This is a genomic window from Clostridium pasteurianum DSM 525 = ATCC 6013 (assembly GCF_000807255.1).
Classification (GTDB): Bacteria; Bacillota; Clostridia; order Clostridiales; family Clostridiaceae; genus Clostridium_I; species Clostridium_I pasteurianum.
In genome coordinates, this window is sequence record NZ_CP009268.1 from 3,586,952 (window position 1) to 3,608,122 (window position 21,171).

Here is a 21,171-nt window from a genome sequence, read left to right on the forward strand (position 1 = left end):
CATGTATTCAACTTTCCACCGAGAAAAGTGTTCCGCACTTTTCTCCTATTATCTAATTTTCCATACTATTAACTTGACTAAGATACATATCATAATAAAAACCTTTTTTTTCTATAAGTTCATCATGATTTCCCTTTTCAATAATTTGTCCATTGTCTATGACCATAATAACATCTGCATCTTTTATAGTACTTAATCTATGGGCTATAATAAAACTTGTTCTACCTTCCATCAATTTTGACATTGCCTGTTGTATTTTCATTTCAGTTCTAGTATCTATACTGCTTGTAGCTTCATCCAAAATTAATATAGACGGATTGGAAAGTATGGCTCTAGCAATAGCTAAAAGTTGTCTTTGTCCTTGGCTCAAATTACTCCCACTTTCAAATAATAAAGTATCATAACCTTTAGGTAAATCCCTTATAAAGTCGTCAGCTTTTGCCATAATAGCTGCTCTCCTTATTTGATCATCGGCAGCATCTAATTTTCCATATCTTATGTTTTCCTTTATTGTTCCCGTAAATAAGTAAGTGTCCTGAAGTACCATACCAAAGCATCTTCTTAAACTATCGCGAGTATATTCTCTTATATCTTTGTTGTCTATAAATATTTTACCTGCAGAAACATCATAAAATCTTGTAAGTAAATTCACTATAGTGGTTTTTCCTGCTCCTGTAGGGCCCACTAAAGCAACACTGGTTCCAAATTTTACTTTAAAATTTATATTCTTAAGAATTTTTAAATCTTTACGATATCCAAAACTAACATTTTGAAATATTACATTTCCCTTTGGATTATGTAATATTGTAGCATCTACAGCATCCTCATCTTCATTTTTCTCTTCTAATGTATCAAATACCCGTTCAGCTCCTGCTACAGCAGATTGAAGAGTGTTAAATATACTGGCTAGATCATTTAAGGGCCTTGAAAATTGTCTTGAATAACTTAAAAAACTAGCTATAATACCAATAGTTACAATATTTTTTACTGCAAGAATTCCTCCTACACCTGCAACCACCGCAAAACCAATATTGTTGATTACATTCATTAGAGGCATTAAATATCCAGACCATATTTGTGCTCTTAAAGATACTTTATATAAATCATTATTAATTTCTTCAAATTCTTGTATCTCTCTATTTTCATGATTAAAGGCCTTTACTACATAAATTCCAGAAATGGCTTCTTCTATTTTAGCATTTAACCTTCCCAATTCTTTCTGTTGGTTTTTAAATAAAACATTTGTATTTTTAGCAATAATTCTAGTTAGCAAAAATACTAAGGGAACAGTAATCATACTAGCTAAAGTTAGTAATGGGCTGAGAATAATCATCATAATCAGTGATCCAATTATAGTTATCATACCAGACATAAGCTGTGTAGTTGATTGAGATATAGTACTGCTTACATTGTCTACATCATTAGATACTCTGCTCATAATTTCACCATGAGTATTTCCATCAAAAAATACTATAGGAAGCTTTTGAAATTTTTTAAATAAATCTGCTCTCATATTTTTCACTATATGTTGTGCTGTTCCTGCCATAAGCCATCCTTGAAAAAAAGTTAATACTGCGTCTAAAAAATAAGATATTATTAATGCAAGTAAAATAATTTTAAGTATTTTAAAATTAACTTTGCCATCAATAGGTATAGTATCAATAGCCCTTCCTATTAAATAAGGAACCAATAATGTAATTATGGCATCAACTATTGTAATAAAAAATACAATTAATAATAGTTTTCGTTGTTTTCCGAAATAATACCATAGTCTTTTTAGAGTTTCTTTAAATTTTTTTGGTTTCTCTACAGGACCTTTACTTCTTCTTATTCTGCTTCGTCCACTGATGCGGGACATATTAATATTTTCTTTTGAATATTTGCTGTTATTTTCTGACAATAGATATCATCTCCTTTCCCATTTGAGAATAGAAAATGTCTTTATATGCATCACAATTTTTAATAAGTTCCTCATGTTTTCCAATTCCCTTTATTTCACCATTATCAAGTACAATTATTTTGTCCAATCCCATAACAGAAGTAATACGCTGAGCTATTGTTATGAGGGTAAAATTTTTTGTATAATTTTTTAATGATTTTCTTATTTTACTCTCTGTAGTAACATCTACCGCACTAGTAGCATCATCCATTATAAGTATTTCAGTTCTTTTAATTACTGCTCTTGCTATGGCTACACGCTGTTTTTGTCCTCCTGAAAAATTAACTCCTCCTTGACCAATAAGTACATTGTATTTCTCTGGAAATTTCAAAATAAATTCATGAGCCTGTGAGATCTTGGATGCTTCTATGACTTCATTTAAGGATGCATCTTCTTTTCCCCATTTTATATTATCTATGACCTTCCCTGTAAATAATATAGACTTTTGCGGCACTATAGCTATTCTATCCATCAAATTATCTTTATCCATATCTTTTACATCCACACCATCTATCTTTACACTACCAGAAGTCACATCATAAAAACGCGGAATAAGATTGACTAAAGTTGTCTTTCCCGAACCTGTAGATCCAATAATACCTACATTTTCTCCTGGCATACAGGTAAAATTTATGTCCTTTAATGCTGGTTTATCTTTATTACCATAGGAAAAATAAACATGCTCAAAATCAATTCTTCCTTTATACTTAATTTCTTTATCTTCAATATTGTTGTATTTTAAAGTACTCTCTTCTTTAAATATTTCTCCTATACGCTCTGCTGAGGCTCTAGCTCTCACTGACATATTAAATAATGAAGATATTATCATAATTGAGAAAAGTATCTGTGTCATATAATTTGTAAAAGCTATTATTTGACCTACTTGCATATTACCTGCATTCACATTAACGGCTCCAATCCACAATATTATAATTATTCCAATATTTACAATAATGCCATTTATAGGTGAAAATATAGACATTATTCTCATTGCTGAAGCAGATAAAAGGCTATAATCATCATTTATTTTTTTAAACTTATCTGTTTCATAATCAAATCTATTAAATGCCTTTACCACTCTAACTCCTGAAAGATATTCTCTAACCGTATTATTGACTCTATCTAATGCTCTTTGTACTCTAATAAAATAGGGATATCCTATGTTCATATTTAAAAATATAACTAAAGCAATTATTGGAATTACTCCAAGTAGCACTACAGAAAGTTTAATATTAAGCCTTAAAGCCATAATAATACTTCCAATACATACAATAGGTGATTTTACAAAGATTCTCATGAGCCCATTAGCAAAATTTTGAAGTAAAGTCACATCATTTGTAATTCTTGTTATAAGAGATCCCTTAGAGAATTTATCAATATTATCCAGAGAAAAATCTTGTATTTTTTTAAATATATCTACTCTTATATCTGATGAAAATTTTTGAGAAACACTGCTGGATAAGAAATTACGTCCACAGGCAGCCAAAGCCCCTAATGCTGTAACTCCCAGCATTATTCCTCCCATTTTAAATACATAATCTATTTGCCTATTCTTTACACCTATATCAATCACTTTTGACATTATAGTTGGCTGCAGCAAATCACAACTGGCCTCTAATATAAGACATACTATCGCAAGTAAAAATCCTCTCCAGTATTTATGTATATATTTCTTAAAAGCCCCCATTTTTACACCTCATATTCTTAGATAAATAATTAAATATAGTCACTATAATACTTCAGGGTCAGGTTGTTAATTTCAGCATTAAGCATCCTTACTATTTATTAAAAGTCTATAAGATAGAAACACTGAAATAATAGAAATTATTATTAATATTAAAAACACTATATGTATACCATAATTCAATGCTCCTTTTATTTGATAAAGATTTACTTTTCCAGTACTGTATAAATTATTGGTATCTATATTTGTTATTCCTAATTTATAAAAATATTTTGAAACATTTAAATTAAATATAATTCCAAAAGCACTTATCCCTATAGTCTGACCTATAGTACGAAGTAATGAATTTGATGCAGTAGCAGCTCCTCTTTTATTATACTCTACCGATTCTTGAACTATCATAGTAAGAGTTGTAAATAATCCACCAAAACCAAATCCCATAATAAATCCATATAATATCATTAAAATCAAAGAAGTTTTTAGATATAAAGTAGCTAAGAATATACAGCTAAGAAGTAATATTATAGATGATACAAAAGCTAACAAAGACTCACCATACTTAGATATAGATTTAGATAATATAATTGATGATATAAGCCAAGCTATAGATATTGGTGCCATAGCTAATCCTGAAATTGCTGCACTATATCCTAAGATACTTTGTATGTATAAAGGCATATATACATCTAAAGCTATTAAAATTGCTGAAACTAGTAAACTTACAATATTAGCTATTATGTTATGCCTCGTAAAAATTTCAAAAGGCATAATAGGATCTTTTGCTCTTTTTTCTATATAATAAAATATAATTAAAAAGCCAATTGATAAAGCTATTAAAAATATCGAATAAAAATTACTATTCTTTTCAATAGAAATTATTCCATATAAAAATATTATAATGGATAAACTTAAAATTATTAAACCTAAAATATCTATATTGACAATATTTTTTTTAAAATTTTCTTTTAAGTATTTCTTTAAAAGTATTATAGATACTATACCAAAAGGAATATTTATAAAAAAAATCCAGTGCCAGGATATATATTGAATCAAAAATCCTCCTAGAAATGGCCCTCCTATACTTGATATTCCCCAGACAGTACTGAGAAATCCTTGTACTTTTGCTCGTTCAGAAACATTAAATATATCACCAACTATAGTGTAACTTATGGTAAATATAGCCCCAGCTCCTATTCCCTGTACAGCTCTAAAAGCTATAAGTTCATACATATTGTGTGAAAATCCACATAGAATACTTCCCAATAAAAATATTATAATACCTGTACACAAAGTTATTTTTCTTCCATATATATCAGATAATTTTCCATATATAGGAGTAGAAATTGCTGAGGTTAATAAATATAAGGAAAAAACATAATTCATATGACTAAATCCATTTAATTCTTTCACAATAGAAGGCATAGCAGTAGTTACTACAGTTCCTTCAACAGCCCCTAAAAACATGGCTAACATTAGTGCTAAAACTACACCATTCTTTTCTCCATTCATATTAATATCACATCCTTACAACTTGTTTATATTACATTTTCAATAACAGATAATAAAAAAGCCACCCTTTAATAGAAAATAACTTTCAAATCAAGGTAGCTTTTTATATTTACATATCTTATTTTTACTTTTTATAATTAATTAGAATATAGTTAATTTTTAAAACTGTGGATTGGTGAAGGTATTCTTCCACCTCTAGCAATAAAATCTTCACTAGAGAATTTGCTTACAGCCATTACTGGTGCAGCTCCTAAAAGTCCGCCAAATTCAACTCTGTCACCAACGCTTTTTCCATAAACGGGAATTATTCTTACCGCTGTGGTTTTATTATTTATTACTCCAATTGCCATTTCATCAGCAATCATTCCAGAAATAGTTGATGCAGGTGTATCTCCTGGAATAGCAATCATATCAAGACCTACTGAGCAAACACAAGTCATAGCTTCAAGCTTTTCTATATTTAATGCACCAATTTCTACAGCATGTATCATACCTTCATCTTCACTTACGGGAATGAAAGCGCCACTTAGTCCTCCTACATGTGAAGAGGCCATTATACCACCCTTTTTAACTGCATCGTTAAGCATAGCTAATGCAGCAGTTGTACCATGACAACCACAAACCTCAAGTCCTATTTCTTCAAGTATTCTAGCTACACTGTCACCTACTGCCGGAGTAGGTGCAAGAGATAAATCTACTATTCCAAAAGGTACATCAAGTCTTTTTGCAGCCTCAGTAGCTACCAATTGGCCAACCCTTGTTATTTTAAATGCAGTTTTCTTTATAGTTTCAGCTACAACATCAAAGGTTTCTCCCTTTACATTTTCTAAAGCTGATTTTATAACTCCAGGACCACTGACACCTACATTTATAACACAATCTGCTTCTCCTACACCATGAAATGCTCCTGCCATAAAAGGATTATCCTCAACTGCATTAGCGAATATTACAAGTTTTGCACATCCAAGACTTCCATTATCTTTTGTAATATAAGCTGCCTCTTTGACTATTTCTCCTAAATCCCTTACCGCATTCATGTTTATTCCAACTTTTGAAGTTCCAACATTTACAGAAGAACAAACTCTATCTGTAACTGCTAATGCTTCTGGAATAGATTTTATAAGTATTCTATCTCCAGGTGTGCATCCTTTATGAACTAATGCAGAAAATCCACCTATAAAGTTAACACCTACAGTCTTTGCAGCTTTATCCAGAGTTTTTGCATATTCTACATAATCTGTATCACTGCTGCTTTGAGCAACTAATGCTATTGGAGTTACTGATATTCTTTTATGTATAATAGGTATTCCATATTCAAGTTCTATTTGTTCACCTATTTTAACTAAATCCTTAGCTTTTGTCGTTATCTTATCATATATTTTTTGTCTACACTTTTCACCATCTGGATCGCAGCAATCTAAAAGTGATATACCCATAGTTATTGTTCTAATATCTAGATTTTCTTTTTCAATCATATTGATAGTTTCAAGTATGTCTTTATTATTAATCATTTTTTCAACTCCCAATTCCTAATCTATTATACTTCGTGCATTGATCTAAATATTTCCTCACGTTGAAGTTTAATTGTAACTCCAAGTTTTTCAGCTTCTTCATCAAGCTTTTCTTTTAGCCTTTTAGCATCTATTTCCATCTTAGATAAATCCACAAACATTATCATTGTAAAATAGTTTTGCAAAAGAGTTTGATTTATATCCATAATATTTATTTTATTTTCTGCTAGTATTGAAGTTATGCCTTGAATAATACCTATTTTATCTTCTCCGATTACTGTGATAAATGATTTCATTTTAACAAATTCCTCCTGAATAATAAATTACCTAAACATAGTATAGGCTTAATTAACTTAAAATAAAACAATCAATATGTATAAATAAAAAAAGACTAAATAAAATTAGTCTCTGAGAAGCGCGAAGAATTAAAAACAACTCTCTATGTAATAAATAAACTTTTGATACACAACATAGACGTTTCTTTTAATATATAATCTCCGTTCTTTTACCTGAGAGTTTCACTATAAATCTAGTTTTCCCCTTCGGTGCTCCTTTGAGTCTCTCCAGAGTTTCGTCCAATAACGGTTTAAATTAAAACATTTTAAATAATATCAGTCAAATATGCTCCCTTTGACCTATTATTTATTTTCACATGTCTAATTATTCCACTATCTTCATTCGACTTATTAAATTACCTAATCCATTTTAACACAATGTACTAATATAAATCAATAAAAAAACAAATTTTACATAGAAAAATGTATATATTCATTTTCATATGTCTTATATACACTTTTCTTAGTAAAATTACGCATCATAATTGTTGTATTATTTACACTAAAAATTATTAATAATACTTTTCATTTTATATACAACATCTTTAGGATTATCAGCTTCCATAACAGATGACATTATGGCTGCTCCGCTAGCTCCTGCTTCTAGAACGCTGTTAATGTTATTTTCATCTATACCGCCTATTGCAATAACTGGTAATGACAAATTTCCACAAATATCCTTCAAAAACTCTATTCCTCTTCCAGGAAGTCCTGCTTTACAAGCTGTATTAAATATATGACCGGTCAAAATATAGTCAGCATTCATATTATTTACCATTTTAGCTTCTTCTAAGGAATGAATTGATACACCTTTTAATTCATTATATTTATTATTGAATTTAATAAATATATCATAACTTAAATGTACTCCCTCCGTTTTGCACCTAACAGCAACATCATAATTACCATTAATTATAAGAGGTATTTTGTTATTAATAATTTTTTTTAATCTACAGGCCATAATATAAAGTTCTTCTGATGAAAGATCTTTTTCTCTTAAAATAATAGCATCTGCTCCACCTTGTACACAGGCTTCTGTTACTGTATATAAATCACCTTTTTTTATAAGTTTTCTATTTGTAATTATAAAGAGTTTTCTATTCATAACTACACATACTCCCAATCCTTCATGACAGGACAGTATCCATTTGATTTAAGCATTTCTCTTATTTCTCCTACACTTCTCTTATCTGAAATTTCAAACTGTTTTTCTCCTTGATCTTCAGTTTTACAAGAATGTCCTCCTACTTCTGTAGAAACTCCTGCTGAAATTTTAGTTACTCCAAGTGGTATAAGATTATCTCTTAGCTCTGCTGATTCTCTAGTAGTTACATTTATTCCTGACCTTTTAAGGAATATTTTGAAAGCAAGCATTATCTGTACTAAATTTTTATCAGTTACATCTTTAATGTCAGTAAAACTTCCTGCGTGAGGCCTTATTCTAGGTACAGACATACTTATCTCCATGTATGGGAACATATCCTGAATGTATCTTGCATGAAGTCCGGAAAAATAAGCTTCCTTTCTCCAACTGTCAAGTCCATAAAGTGCCCCTACACCCATTCCTCTTACTCCAGCTCTTGCAGCTCTTTCAGGAGTTTCTACTCTATATCTATAATTCTTTTTAGGGCCTGCTAAGTGAATTTCATCATATTTTTTCATATTATAAGTTTCCTGATATATAGTAAGTGAATCCACCCCTGCTTCTATAAGTTCTCTGTATTCATTTTCCTCTAAAGGATATATCTCAATACAGATAGAACTAAAATATTTTTTCAATAATTTCACAGCGTCCTTTATATAAGACACCGGACTATGAAATCTTGATTCACCAGTAAGAAGAATTATATGCCTTAAACCAGAAGCATATATTGCCTGTGCTTCTTTTTCAATTTCTTCCATAGTAAGTTTTTTTCTGTGCACATCATTCTCTACATTATATCCACAGTATGCACATTTATTAACACAATAATTAGCTATATATATAGGAGTATACAAGGTAACAGATCTGCCAAAATTATTAATTGCTATTTTATGCGCCTTTTGTGCCATGACTTCAATATAGTCCTCTGCTGCTGGTGACAAAAGACACATAAAGTCCTCTTTGCTTAGTGTATCTTTAGATAATATATATTCAATCTGTTCTTTGGTTACACTATTAAAAAAGCTATCAAAATCATAATCTTGTAATCTAGCAGCTACATCAAAAAAACTCATTATTCCATCCCCCTATCTTAAAAATCCTGTTAAAGGTGAAGATGCTTCAGCGTATTCTCTCTCCATACCAGCCTTTGCTAAATATCCTTTTCTACCACTTTCAACGGCAAGTTTAAAGGCTTCCGCCATAAGCACAGGATTTCCTGCAGTAGCCAATGCTGTATTAACTAATACTGCTGATGCCCCCATTTCCATGGCTAAAACAGCATCTGATGGTTTACCTATACCTGCATCTACTACTATTGGAAGATCTATTTCTTCAATTAGAATTCTAATCATTTCTTTTGTTCTAATACCCCTATTACTTCCTATAGGTGAACCTAAAGGCATTATTGCAGCTGCACCAACTTCTAACATTCTCTTTGCATCAGGAAGATCTGGATTCATATATGGCAAAACTACAAACCCCTCCTTTGCTAAAACTTCTGTAGCCTTTATTGTTTCTATATTATCTGGAAGAAGATATTTATTATCTGAAATAACTTCTATTTTCACCCAGTTTCCACATCCTGCTGCCTTTCCAATTCTTGCAAGTCTTATAGCTTCTTCTGCATTTCTCGCTCCTGAAGTATTAGGCATTATTATTGTATCTTTTTTTAAATAATTTAAAATATTCTCTTCTTGTGATTCAAAATCTACCCTTCTAAGTGCTGCAGTAATAACTTGTGCCCCACTCTTTTCCAGTAGTTCTGGTATGACTTTATTTGAAGAATATTTTCCACTACCGATAAAAAGTCTGCTTTTTAACTCTGTACCACCAATAATAAATTCATCCATTTTAATTGTCTCCTAACTTTAAGCATATTAAAGTAAAAAATTAATTAAGTATGCTATGCTAATATTTTTTAATTCTAAATTTAATAAATTATTAGACTAGATACCTTAACCTCCTCCTACAAATCTTATTAATTCTACTTTAGAGTCGCTAGTAAGCTTAGTTGTGGCATATTCTGTTTTATCTATAATGTTTAGATCTACTTCTGCCACCACTTTATAAGCCTCTATTTTGAGTTCATTTAACAATTCTTCTATAGTTATACCATCTCTGAAATTCATTTCTTTTCCGTTAACAACCATATGATTCACTTCCCTCAAACTTCATATATTTACAATAGGAGAAAAGACGAACTAAAAAGAATTTTGCCCTTTAATCCTATTGTGAATCAAATTCTATTTTATATTTAAAGTCTCATTATTAAGCACTTTTTTCATTGTTCTCATAGAACACATTTTTCCACACATTGTACAAGTTTCTGGATCTTCTGGTGAAGATTCCGTACGATATTTACGAGCCTTATCGCTATCTATAGCTAAATCAAACATAGTTTCCCAATCAAGCTCTGCCCTAGCTTTACTCATGGCATTATCCCACTCAACAGCTCCCTTTATTCCCTTAGCTATATCTGCTGCATGTGCTGCAATCTTAAAGGCAATTATTCCTTCTTTCATATCTTCAAGAGATGGCAAACGCAAATGCTCTGCTGGAGTAACATAACATAAAAAGTCCGCTCCACTGGAAGCAGCCACTGTTCCACCTATAGCTGCAGTAATATGATCATATCCTGGAGCTACATCAGTAACTAAAGGTCCTAACACATAAAAAGGTGCACCATGACATAATTTTTTTTCAAGTAACATATTTGCCTTTATTTCATTAAGTGCCATATGTCCAGGTCCCTCTATCATAACTTGTACATTTCTTTCCCAAGCTTTTTTAGTAAGTTCCCCTAATGTTATAAGTTCTTTAACTTGTGCTGGATCTGTAGCATCCTTTAATGAACCAGGTCTGCAAGCATCTCCTAATGAAATAGTTATATCATATTTTTCACAGATATCTAAAAGTCTATCATAATATTCATAGAATGGATTTTCTCTATTATTTAGTTCCATCCATGCAAATAAGAGACTTCCACCTCTAGATACTATCTGAGTCAATCGTGGATTATTTTTAACCGCTTTTGCAGTTTCACGATTAAGGCCTGCATGAATTGTAATGAAATCCACTCCATCTTGTCCATGTTTTTCCACAACATCAAAGAATTCATCCACAGTTATATCTTGAAGTTCCTTATCACAAAATCCTATAGCATCATACATGGGAACAGTTCCAAGCATTGCTGTAGACATTTCTACAACTCTTTTTCTCATATTTTCAGTTTTTCCATAGTTAGATAGATCCATTATAGCTTCTGCTTTCATCTCAATAGCCACTTTAACTTTTTCTAATTCTTTTTCTATACTGCAACAATCTTTTGATATTCCCAAATTTACATTTATCTTAGTTCTAAGACCTTCTCCAATACCTTCTGGATCTAAAGACTTATGATTTTTGTTAGCTGGTATAACTACTTTTCCTTCAGCAATTAATTCTCTTAATTTTTCTACATCTATCTTTTCTTTTTCTGAAACAATATTCATTTCTCTTGTAATAATTCCTTTTCTTGCTGCATCCATCTGTGTTGTATAATTCATAATAGTACACTCCTTTATTTTTAAATTTAAAAAGAGAACAAACCTGATGCAGGATAAACATCAGGTTTGTTCTCTTTATGCGTATAATAAAAGCCTGCATAAAGCAAGCTTTGTAATTCTATAATATACAAACCCTTGCTTCCCTACGATGGTGTTAACCATATCAGGTTCATAGAGTTAGGATTTTTCCTTCTCAGCCAATTTGGCACCCCTAGCAAATAAATATTTTATTTTTAATAACATTATACTCCTAAAATTTATAATTGTAAAATTATTTTTCAACTTTATTAATGTACAAATATCAAGTAATAATTGAATTTACATCATTTTATTGTTATATTTTTAATATATAAAATTTATCAACACATTGGAGTGATTAATTGTTATGATTAACAGTGACAATGCAACTACCATAAATGAGATTTTAGAAAAACTTGATAAAATTAAATATGAAAATTCCATTAATACAATAAAATTTGGCAATAACTCTTATGAATTATGTAAAAAATTTAATCATACTATAGGTATGGCTGTTTCACTCCTAAGGGTTGGTGAAGCTTTAACCAACATAGGTAATTATGAAAAATCTCTATCCCTCCTTTTTGAATCTCTAAGTATATCAAGAAAAGAAGATATTTGTGATATACAAGTTTTATCCTTAATATATATAGGCAATAATTTGCTTAATCTAGGAGACTATGAAAAAAGCTTTGATTACTATAATGATGCAGAAAAAACTGCTTTAAAAATGTCTGTGAATAAAAATTACTACAGTAAATACAATTACAAATTCTATCTTGCAAAAACTTCTACTAATATAGGAGAAATCTATAAAAATCTTAAAGATTATGAAAATGCCTTTAAATTTTATAATAGAGCCCTTACCTTTGATAAAAAATTAAATTATAAATCTACCTTTGGAGTGTCCTTATATAATCTAGGAGAAATGAATTATTTAAGTGGAAATTATGATAAGGCAATATTACTTTTAAATAAATCCATTGAAATAATGAACTCTTTCAATTATAAATTAGTCTTACCAGAAGTATACAGAATATTAGCTCTTATATATGAAAAAAAAGGAAATTTTACAAAATCAAATGAATATTTTTGTAAAGCATTAAATATAGACCTAAAAGAAACTTTTTTATTTTACAAGATTAATATACTTTTAGATTACAGTGATTATCTTAAAAATAGAGGAAATCTCTCCCTGGCATTAGACAAGTTAAAAATTGCCTTTAATATATCTGTAGAAAATAATATTATTTTTAAAACCATAGAAGTGTGCAAAAAGCTTTTTAGTTTGTACGAGGAGTTAAAAAATGATGATAAAGCTTATGAATATTATAAGTTATATTTTAAATATCACGACAAATTAGAAAAAGTTATATGTACTCAGAGACTTAATAATATTAACTCAAAAATTAAACTCCAGAAATTAGAAGAAGAAAAACTTAACATAATGAAGAAGAGTGAAAATTTCAGAAAAAGATTTGAAAAACTCATAGAAAGTATTAAAAATATATCTATAATAAGTGAGCTAGGACAAAAAATTACTTCTACTTTAAATTTAGATAAAATATTGAATATTCTATGCAATAGCGTTAGAGATTTTATTGATATATCTATTTTTGGTATTGCATTGTATAATACAGATAATGAAATTCTTCAATATAATTATTATAGTGAAAATAATAAAATCATAAATGTTCCAAATGCATCTATTACCAGTAAATCAAATATAGCTGCCTATTATTTAAGAAATAGACAATTAGTTATAATAAATGATATAGAGAATGAATATTCAAGATATGTAGATAATCCAAATTATATTAATACTATATCAGCAAAATCCGCCATTTACTGTCCTCTCATAATGGATGATATCTTATTAGGAGTTATGACAGTTCAAAGTAGTATTAAAAGCCTTTAAGCCATTGGATATAGAAATGTTAAAGGTATTATCACCTATGCTTCAATAGCTGTAAACAATGCTATTAAATCTAACAGCCTTAAAACTGAAATTGACTACAGAAAGAAAATACAAAAGGAGCTTGAACAATTAAATAACAAATTATTATATATATCGGAAAATGATAGTTTAACAGGTATTCCTAATAGAAGAAAATTTGACAAGGTCATGAACATACAATGGGACCTGGCAAAGAAAAATAAATATAATTTATCTTTAATTTTATTGGATGTAGACTGTTTTAAACAATATAATGATAATTATGGTCATGTTCAGGGTGATAAATGTCTATCTTTAATCGGTTCCGCTCTTTCAAATTACATTGATAAAAAATATATAGCTGCTAGATATGGAGGCGATGAATTTGTAATAATTTTCCCAAAAGTTAGCTTAGGTGAAGTTTTAAACCTTGGAGAAAAGTTTAGAAAACAGATAGAATATTTAAATTTAAAGCATGAATTTTCAAACATCAAAAATATAGTGACCATAACATTAGGGGCAGCTTCTGTCATTCCCAATGAAAACATAACTATAAATGAATTTATAAGACAAGCAGATACGGCTTTATATCTGGCAAAGGAACGGGGAAGAAATCAAATAGCAGGTTATATTTTAAAATAGATTAATTAAGTAAGGACTTTTAAAACCTATATTGTATTTTAAAAGTCCTTTTATTAATACATGAAAATACTTATTTTTCTATTAAAATAATATTGTCTTCTTTATTATTTCATCTATGTTTTCTGCAGTCACTGGTTTACTAAAGATATATCCCTGAATGATATTGCATCCTTTTTGTTTTAATATATTGAGCTGCTCTCGAGTTTCAACTCCCTCTACTACTATTTCTATTTCTAGATTATGAGCAATATTTACTATACCATCTACTATAGCTTCCTGCTTTCTATTAAAATGAATATCGTCTATAAAGGATTTATCAATTTTCAAAGTATCTATAGGCATTATTCTCAAATAATTTAATGAAGAATATCCTGTTCCAAAATCATCTAAAGAAGTCCTTACTCCAAAACTTCTAAGTTGTTTCAGTATTTCCACATTTGTTTCAAGAGATTCCATTAAAACGCTTTCCGTTATTTCTATTTCTACTAACTCAGGTGATATACCAGTTTCTTCTATACATTTCTTTACACTTTCTACAAAATTACTCTGTTTAAGTTGTATTGATGAAACATTAACAGAAATACGTTTTTCACCATATCCTTTTTTTATCCATTCTTTATTTTGTTTAAAAGCTGTTTTCATAACCCATTCACCTATTTGTATAATAAGTCCTGATTTCTCTGCTACAGGTATAAATTCACCTGGAGACACAAAACCAGCCTCTTTACTTTCAATTCTTATAAGAGCTTCTGTTCCTATAATTTTACCAGTTTTTAATTCAACTTGCGGTTGATAACATAAATATATTTCATTATTATGAATGGAACTTCTAAGAATTTTTTCTATTTGTATATACCTATTTAAGCCTTTGGACATTTCTCCATCGTAAAATTCATATCTATTTTTTCCTGTCTCTTTGGCCTTGTACATAGCTGTATCAGCATTTTTTAAAATGGAATTATTATTCTTCCCATCTTTTGGAAACATGCATATTCCTATACTGCACGTTATAAATGCACGTTTTTTGTTAAATTCAAAACCATTATTAAATATATCTATTAAATTATTTACTATATCTATAATTTCATCTTTTCCACTTACATCTCTGAGCAAAATTAAAAATTCATCTCCGCCAAATCTGCAAACAGTATTTTTTTCATCAATAGTGTGAAAAAACTCATTTCCTATAGTCTTTAACAGTTTGTCTCCTTCATCATGTCCTAAAGAATCATTTACTCTTTTAAAATCATCTAAATCAACAAAAAGTACTGCACCCATTTTTTTATCTCTTTCATAGTTTCTCACTTCATTATCTAGTTGATCAATAAAGTTAGTCCTATTTGGAAGTCCTGTTAGTGTATCAAAATATGCTAGTTGTTTTACTCTAAGCTCAGCCTTCTTTTTTACCGTAACATCTGATATTATACCTGAATATTTTAAAATTCTACCATCATCATCTTTGATAACCTTACCTTTATTTAAAATCCATTTTATTTTACCATCTCCTGCATTTATTTTAACTTCTGTTTCAAACCAAGGAGTTTTAAGATTTATATGTTTTTTTATATCATCATATAGCTTTTTCTTACATTTAGGGAAAACTGCTTTTTCTATTAATTTTAGAATGTTATAATGCTCAGTTTGATACCCTGTTATATCATACCATTTATCCGAAGCAAAAAACCTACCAGTATTTACGTCATATTCCCATAAGGCATCATTAATACCATTTAATACTTCCTTATATCTACATTCACTTACTTCAAGAGCTTCTTTATTTTCAATCAATTCATCATATTGGCTTCTAAGTTCCTCTTCTGTAGCAGATAATTCTTCATACACTGCTGAAAGTTCTTCATAACTATTGTTAAGTTTTTTTATCATATTATTGTAGTTTCCTGTAAGCATTCCTAATTCGTCATTGGATTTATACTCACATAAAGAGTTTAAATCTCCCTTTCGCGCTTTATTCATTACATTTATTAAATATCCAATAGGTTTAGTTATAGATCTTGATGCAAAAATACTTATAAATACAGATAATATAAATATAAATGCTGCCACTGACATTATTATTTTCAGTTCACCATAAGCTGGTTCGTTCACTTCAGCTATATTTTTTGTGAATACAAAAGTCCATTTTAATTCTGGAATTGTTTTATATCCCATTAATTTATCTTTATTATCATAAGTATATACATCTAAACCATCATAAACTTTATTGCTATCTTTAATATTTCTCAAAATATCTATAAGCTTAGTGTTTTCGGATTTTTTACCTATCTTTTTAGAATCTGGATGAGCAATAATATTTCCATCTTTATCAACTATGTATGCATATCCAGTATCTCCATTTTTAATATTTAATATAAATTTTTGAAAGTAATCTATATATATGGCATTGGCATAAACTCCAATTATGTTATCATCTAAATCTTTTACTGGAGAAGATACTACCACTATTAATTTATTACTGGCTTTAGAAATTAATGTATTACTAATAAATGTTTTACCTTTTATAGAATCTTTAAAATATTCTCTATCAATTACATTAAATTTTAAAGCATTCTCCTCACTGCTGGCAATTACATTTCCATTTAAATCTATTACAAGTGAATGTTGAATTTCAGGGAAATTATCTTTATTTTCCTTAAGAGATTTATTTAGATTTAATACTTCTTTGGAATGATAAAATGAGTCATCTTTATTTCTTGATCTATTACTTAATACATTGATTATACCCAAGCTCTCTTTTGAGCTGTTTACCTCTCTTCTCTGTCCATCTATAACAGCTGCCAAAGCGCTACTATAGGCATTAGTAGTCTGTAATATATTTACTTTACTATTTGTTATAAGGACCTTAGATGTATGTCTATATATTAAAAAACTTAGTAAAAATAAAGGAATCAATGACAATAAAATCATCATTAACGGCAGTCTTGTTTTGATAAGCATTATTTCCTCCAAATTAGTTTGTTAGTTATAAATAATATTACATATAATTATACTAACTTTTTGAATTTTTTTCTAATAATTTTTCAATTATAATCCACTGTATTTAAAATTTGTCATAGACAATTATTTAATCATATAATTTATTTTCGTATATCTATAGACATTCTTGAATAATAATGTTATATTATATATAATACATATATGAATACTTGGTTTTATTTAAATACAATAAAATTAAAATATTTATAACTTGAGGTGATTATATATGGAAATAAAAGAATTTTATCATGATGCTATAGATGGAACTAAATTATTTTTTAGAGAATGGATTCCAAATGGAGATATAAAAGGTGTTTTATGCATAATACATGGTCTTGGCGATCATAGTAACTGGTACAGTGGATTAGTAAATTATATTAATAAGAATAAATTTGCCGTAATAGCCTTTGACCTCAGAGGACATGGAAAATCAGAAGGAAAAAGAGGTCATACCCCTTCTTATGAAATTTTTATGGATGATATAGATATATTATTAAATTTTGCAAAAAAACATTTTGGTAAAGTACCTACATTTTTTTACGGTCATAGTTTTGGAGGAAATCTAACATTGAATTATGTACTGAGACGCAAGCCAGATATTAATGGAGTTATAATAAGCAGCCCTTGGCTTAGTCTGTATTCAGATCCACCTAAATCTAAACTGTATTTTACCTTTTTACTTAACAAAATATGGCCATCATTTTTAGTAGATAATATAGTTAATGAAGCTGCGCTATCTCATAATCCCGATATCCTTCAGGCTTATTCAAATGATCCATTGACCCATAGCTGTATTTCAGCCAGGCTTTTCACTACTGCATACAGAGCAGGATTATGGGCTATAGATAATGCTTCAAATTTTAATGTTCCATTATTATTAATTCATGGTGATTCAGATAAAATAACTTCTTCAGAAAAAAGTAAACTTTTTGCTGAAAAAGTTCCTAATAACTTGTGCACTATTAAAATCTATGAAGGACTATACCACTCCCTTCATAACGAATTATGCAATAAAAAGATATTTTCTAATATAGGTGAATGGATTAGTAAAACTGTATCTTCTAATATAGGAGCTGCAAATTCTATTTCTCATGAACTGCACTCTTAAACTTTTTATGTATATATTAATTTTTAAAATAGACTCCTTAAATAAAAAAACAGTAAAATTTCTGTAAATTTAAGAGGTCTATTTTTGTTACGTGATATAATTATATTGAAGCAAGTTTCTTAATTCAGGTAGGGGTGCTTTTACCCCATCTAAATTTTAGAACTGCAAATACATGGCTTACTTGGCGTTGAACTCCCACTTGAAGAAATTGGAGACTTACGCCAAGTTAGTTAGGTGAAACAACATTGTTACTAAAAAATTTTTATACATAAGATAATTTACTTAAATAAATTATCTTATGTATAAATTTTGTTTACATCAAACTGAAAATAAATTTGTAAAATTTCAAGGAGGGAATACACTTGATAAAAGACATGGAAAAAGTCATAGAAAATATATCAAAAGTTGTAATTGGAAAAGAATCTGTAGTTATAGATATATTAAAGGCAATTTTAGCGGAAGGACATATTTTAATTGAAGATGTACCTGGTGTTGGCAAAACTATGTTAATAAAAGCTCTAAGCAAAAGTATAGATTTAAGTTTTAATAGAATTCAATTTACTCCAGATATATTACCTTCTGATATACTAGGAGTTTCTATCTATAATCAACAAGCACATGAATTCAATTTCAAAAAAGGTCCAATTTTTGCAAATATGATCTTAGCAGATGAAATAAATAGAACTTCTCCCAAAACTCAAAGCGCATTAATTGAAGTTATGGAAGAAAAACAAGTCAGTGATGGTAATAATACTTACCTTTTAGATTTACCTTTTATGGTAATGGCTACTGAAAATCCATTAGAATACTCTGGAACTTTTTCTCTTCCCGAAGCCGTTCTAGATAGGTTTCTAATTAAATTATCTTTAGGCTATCCCTCAAAGGATGAAGAAATAAAAATGTTATCCACTTATAAAACTAAAAATCCGTTAGATAGTATATTTCCAGTAATAAATTTAGAAGAATTAAAACTTCATCAGAACAATGTAAAAAAAGTAAATGTAAGTCATAAAATATTAGAATTCATAGTTGATATAGTTAATAAAACAAGAAATTGCGACGAATTACTCCTGGGAGCTTCTCCAAGGACTTCTATTGCACTGCTAAAAATATCTCAGGCAACAGCCTATATAAATAACAGAAACTATGTAACTCCAGATGATATAAAAGAAAATATAAAAAAAGTACTTTCCCATAGAATAATAATATCAAAAGAACACAGATTTAACGGTACTAATACATCTGATATTATTGATAGTATTATTAAAAAAGTATCAGTACCAGATATTAAGTATGCATGATAAAATTTAAATTTTCTTTTATAATAACTTTATTTTTACTTATAATAGTTCAATATTTCTATGGGAATCAAATAATTAACTCTTTATTATTAGTATTTTTTTTAATTTTAGTATTTTCATTGTTATCATTAATTTTCTTGAGAAACTATATATCTATTGATTTAAATTACTCAGAAAAGCAAAAATTTTTCACTGATGAAAATATTAAAATTTTATTACATATTCATAATAGAAGCCCTTTTTTATACCCTAATATAAAATTTTCTTCTGATTTTTTTAGTGAAAAAACTCTAACTTTAATGCCTTTTAAGAAAGTTAATATGGAGCTAAATTTTAAAGTAAATACTAGAGGATTTTATACTTCCACAAATTGCTTTTTTAAGGCAAATGACCTATTTTTAATATCTTCTAAAAAATTAAATCTTAAAAATGAATTTACTTTAACGGTATATCCTAAAAATATGCAATTACCCTTAAACATTGAGAAGCTTGTTGATAGTTCAATCAGTTTGTCTAGTAACGATAAAAATTTATATCCTTCTGATACCTATTCATATATTGACAAATTTACAGAAGGAGATAATTTAAAAAATATACATTGGAAATTAAGTGCTAAAAAAAATAATTTATATATAAAAAGATTTGATACCTCAGTAAAAAATGATGTTTATATTTATATGGACATGACAGACTGCTTACTCTTATCTGATACTTTTGATAATATAACAGATGAAACTTTAGTTTCATTTTCACTATCTATAATTAAATATCTATTATTTATGCATAAAACCATTTATTTAAATATAGAAAATTTAGAAAGTACAGTTTTTCAATTGGAAAATGATAATGATTATAATTTAGTTTTATCTTATTACTTAGAACATAAGAGTTTAGGAAAAGGTAACTTTTTTAACAATATTCTAGAAAAAGAATTAACAATTATGGAAAATCATAAAACTATTTTTATTATAACTTATACAATATCACTAAAAAGTATAGAAATACTTTCAAAAATATCAGCTAATTGTGAACTCTTAATTATTTTTACACTGATGGATGTTCCACCTACTATAAAAAATCTTTTATCCAATAATAATATAAAAGTAGCATCCATAATATCTGGGAGGTGATATATTGAAAAAAATTTATATTCCCATAGCTATAATAAATATTATACTAATCATTATTCTAATCAATAAAGCTTATATTGTTACAAATATTTCCTATAAAAATATAACACTACTATTTATAATGACCTTATTAGTATTTGAATTCATATCCTATATTGTAAGCAATTACAAAAATATTTCTATACTATTATTGATTTTACTTTTAATGTCTATTGCATATATATTTATTTATAAATATTCTGATTTAACAACATTTTTCAGTAATTTATTTAATTTGGGATTAAAAATAAACACATTGACTACAACTAGTTCTAAGGTAGATTTTTCATTAATTTTTCCATTTTATATTTTAATAATACCTTTACTAACATTCTT

General features: G+C 28.5%; 16 protein-coding genes and 2 riboswitches. Of the genes, 5 read left to right on the plus strand and 11 right to left on the minus strand.

Annotated elements, in window-relative coordinates:
* Window positions 1-52: 52 nt before the first annotated feature.
* The 10 genes from CLPA_RS16185 to thiC form a co-directional block, all read right to left on the minus strand.
* Entirely contained in the window at window positions 53-1,900 is a 1,848-nt protein-coding gene (locus CLPA_RS16185) for an ABC transporter ATP-binding protein (protein ID WP_003446545.1), read from the minus strand.
* Window positions 1,887-3,626, minus strand: a complete 1,740-nt coding sequence (locus CLPA_RS16190) for an ABC transporter ATP-binding protein (RefSeq protein WP_003446543.1) — start codon at window positions 3,624-3,626, stop codon at window positions 1,887-1,889. Before CLPA_RS16190 ends, CLPA_RS16185 begins: the two co-directional genes overlap by 14 nt.
* A gap of 78 nt (window positions 3,627-3,704) precedes the next feature.
* Window positions 3,705-5,132 (minus strand): MDR family MFS transporter, encoded by a 1,428-nt coding sequence (locus CLPA_RS16195; RefSeq protein ID WP_003446541.1) that lies wholly within the window; start codon window positions 5,130-5,132, stop codon window positions 3,705-3,707.
* A gap of 152 nt (window positions 5,133-5,284) precedes the next feature.
* Window positions 5,285-6,643, minus strand: coding sequence for a PFL family protein (locus CLPA_RS16200; RefSeq protein WP_003446533.1), 1,359 nt, complete (start codon window positions 6,641-6,643; stop codon window positions 5,285-5,287).
* A 26-nt stretch (window positions 6,644-6,669) separates the two neighbouring features.
* A complete protein-coding gene (locus CLPA_RS16205; protein ID WP_003446531.1) occupies window positions 6,670-6,939 on the minus strand; it encodes an ACT domain-containing protein in 270 nt (89 codons plus the stop codon).
* 191 nt (window positions 6,940-7,130) lie between these two features.
* Window positions 7,131-7,220: riboswitch (glycine riboswitch) on the minus strand.
* Window positions 7,221-7,480: 260 nt separating this feature from the next.
* Complete coding sequence (locus CLPA_RS16210) at window positions 7,481-8,083, minus strand: thiamine phosphate synthase (protein WP_003446529.1); 603 nt, start codon at window positions 8,081-8,083, stop codon at window positions 7,481-7,483.
* Between the two features lie 2 nt (window positions 8,084-8,085).
* The gene (gene thiH / locus CLPA_RS16215; protein ID WP_003446527.1) at window positions 8,086-9,195 is read right to left on the minus strand and encodes a 2-iminoacetate synthase ThiH; all 1,110 of its coding nucleotides are present in this window, start codon (window positions 9,193-9,195) and stop codon (window positions 8,086-8,088) included.
* A 12-nt stretch (window positions 9,196-9,207) separates the two neighbouring features.
* The gene (locus CLPA_RS16220) at window positions 9,208-9,972 is read right to left on the minus strand and encodes a thiazole synthase (RefSeq protein WP_003446525.1); all 765 of its coding nucleotides are present in this window, start codon (window positions 9,970-9,972) and stop codon (window positions 9,208-9,210) included.
* 105 nt (window positions 9,973-10,077) lie between these two features.
* Entirely contained in the window at window positions 10,078-10,272 is a 195-nt protein-coding gene (gene thiS / locus CLPA_RS16225; RefSeq protein ID WP_003446521.1) for a sulfur carrier protein ThiS, read from the minus strand.
* A 93-nt stretch (window positions 10,273-10,365) separates the two neighbouring features.
* Entirely contained in the window at window positions 10,366-11,667 is a 1,302-nt protein-coding gene (gene thiC, locus CLPA_RS16230; protein ID WP_003446520.1) for a phosphomethylpyrimidine synthase ThiC, read from the minus strand.
* A gap of 123 nt (window positions 11,668-11,790) precedes the next feature.
* A riboswitch (TPP riboswitch) is annotated at window positions 11,791-11,890 on the minus strand.
* Between the two features lie 162 nt (window positions 11,891-12,052).
* Here thiC and CLPA_RS16235 point away from each other — a divergent pair.
* On the plus strand, window positions 12,053-13,603 hold the full coding sequence (locus CLPA_RS16235; RefSeq protein ID WP_003446519.1) for a tetratricopeptide repeat protein: 1,551 nt from the start codon (window positions 12,053-12,055) through the stop codon (window positions 13,601-13,603).
* Window positions 13,604-13,753: 150 nt separating this feature from the next.
* Complete coding sequence (locus tag CLPA_RS16240; protein ID WP_257786254.1) at window positions 13,754-14,263, plus strand: GGDEF domain-containing protein; 510 nt, start codon at window positions 13,754-13,756, stop codon at window positions 14,261-14,263.
* Window positions 14,264-14,344: 81 nt separating this feature from the next.
* On the opposite strand, the gene CLPA_RS16245 is transcribed toward CLPA_RS16240, so the two are convergent.
* Entirely contained in the window at window positions 14,345-17,218 is a 2,874-nt protein-coding gene (locus tag CLPA_RS16245) for an EAL domain-containing protein (protein WP_003446517.1), read from the minus strand.
* Window positions 17,219-17,483: 265 nt separating this feature from the next.
* Here CLPA_RS16245 and CLPA_RS16250 point away from each other — a divergent pair, with 265 nt between their 5' ends.
* The 3 genes from CLPA_RS16250 (at window position 17,484) to CLPA_RS16260 (ending at window position 20,796) form a co-directional block, all read left to right on the plus strand.
* Window positions 17,484-18,365 carry an alpha/beta hydrolase gene (locus CLPA_RS16250; protein ID WP_003446516.1) on the plus strand — a complete coding sequence of 294 codons (882 nt, stop codon included), beginning with the start codon at window positions 17,484-17,486 and terminating at the stop codon, window positions 18,363-18,365.
* A 374-nt stretch (window positions 18,366-18,739) separates the two neighbouring features.
* Window positions 18,740-19,666, plus strand: coding sequence for an AAA family ATPase (locus tag CLPA_RS16255; protein ID WP_080751560.1), 927 nt, complete (start codon window positions 18,740-18,742; stop codon window positions 19,664-19,666).
* Window positions 19,667-19,965: 299 nt separating this feature from the next.
* Complete coding sequence (locus CLPA_RS16260) at window positions 19,966-20,796, plus strand: DUF58 domain-containing protein (protein ID WP_236900354.1); 831 nt, start codon at window positions 19,966-19,968, stop codon at window positions 20,794-20,796.
* The last annotated feature ends 375 nt before the right edge of the window (window positions 20,797-21,171 follow it).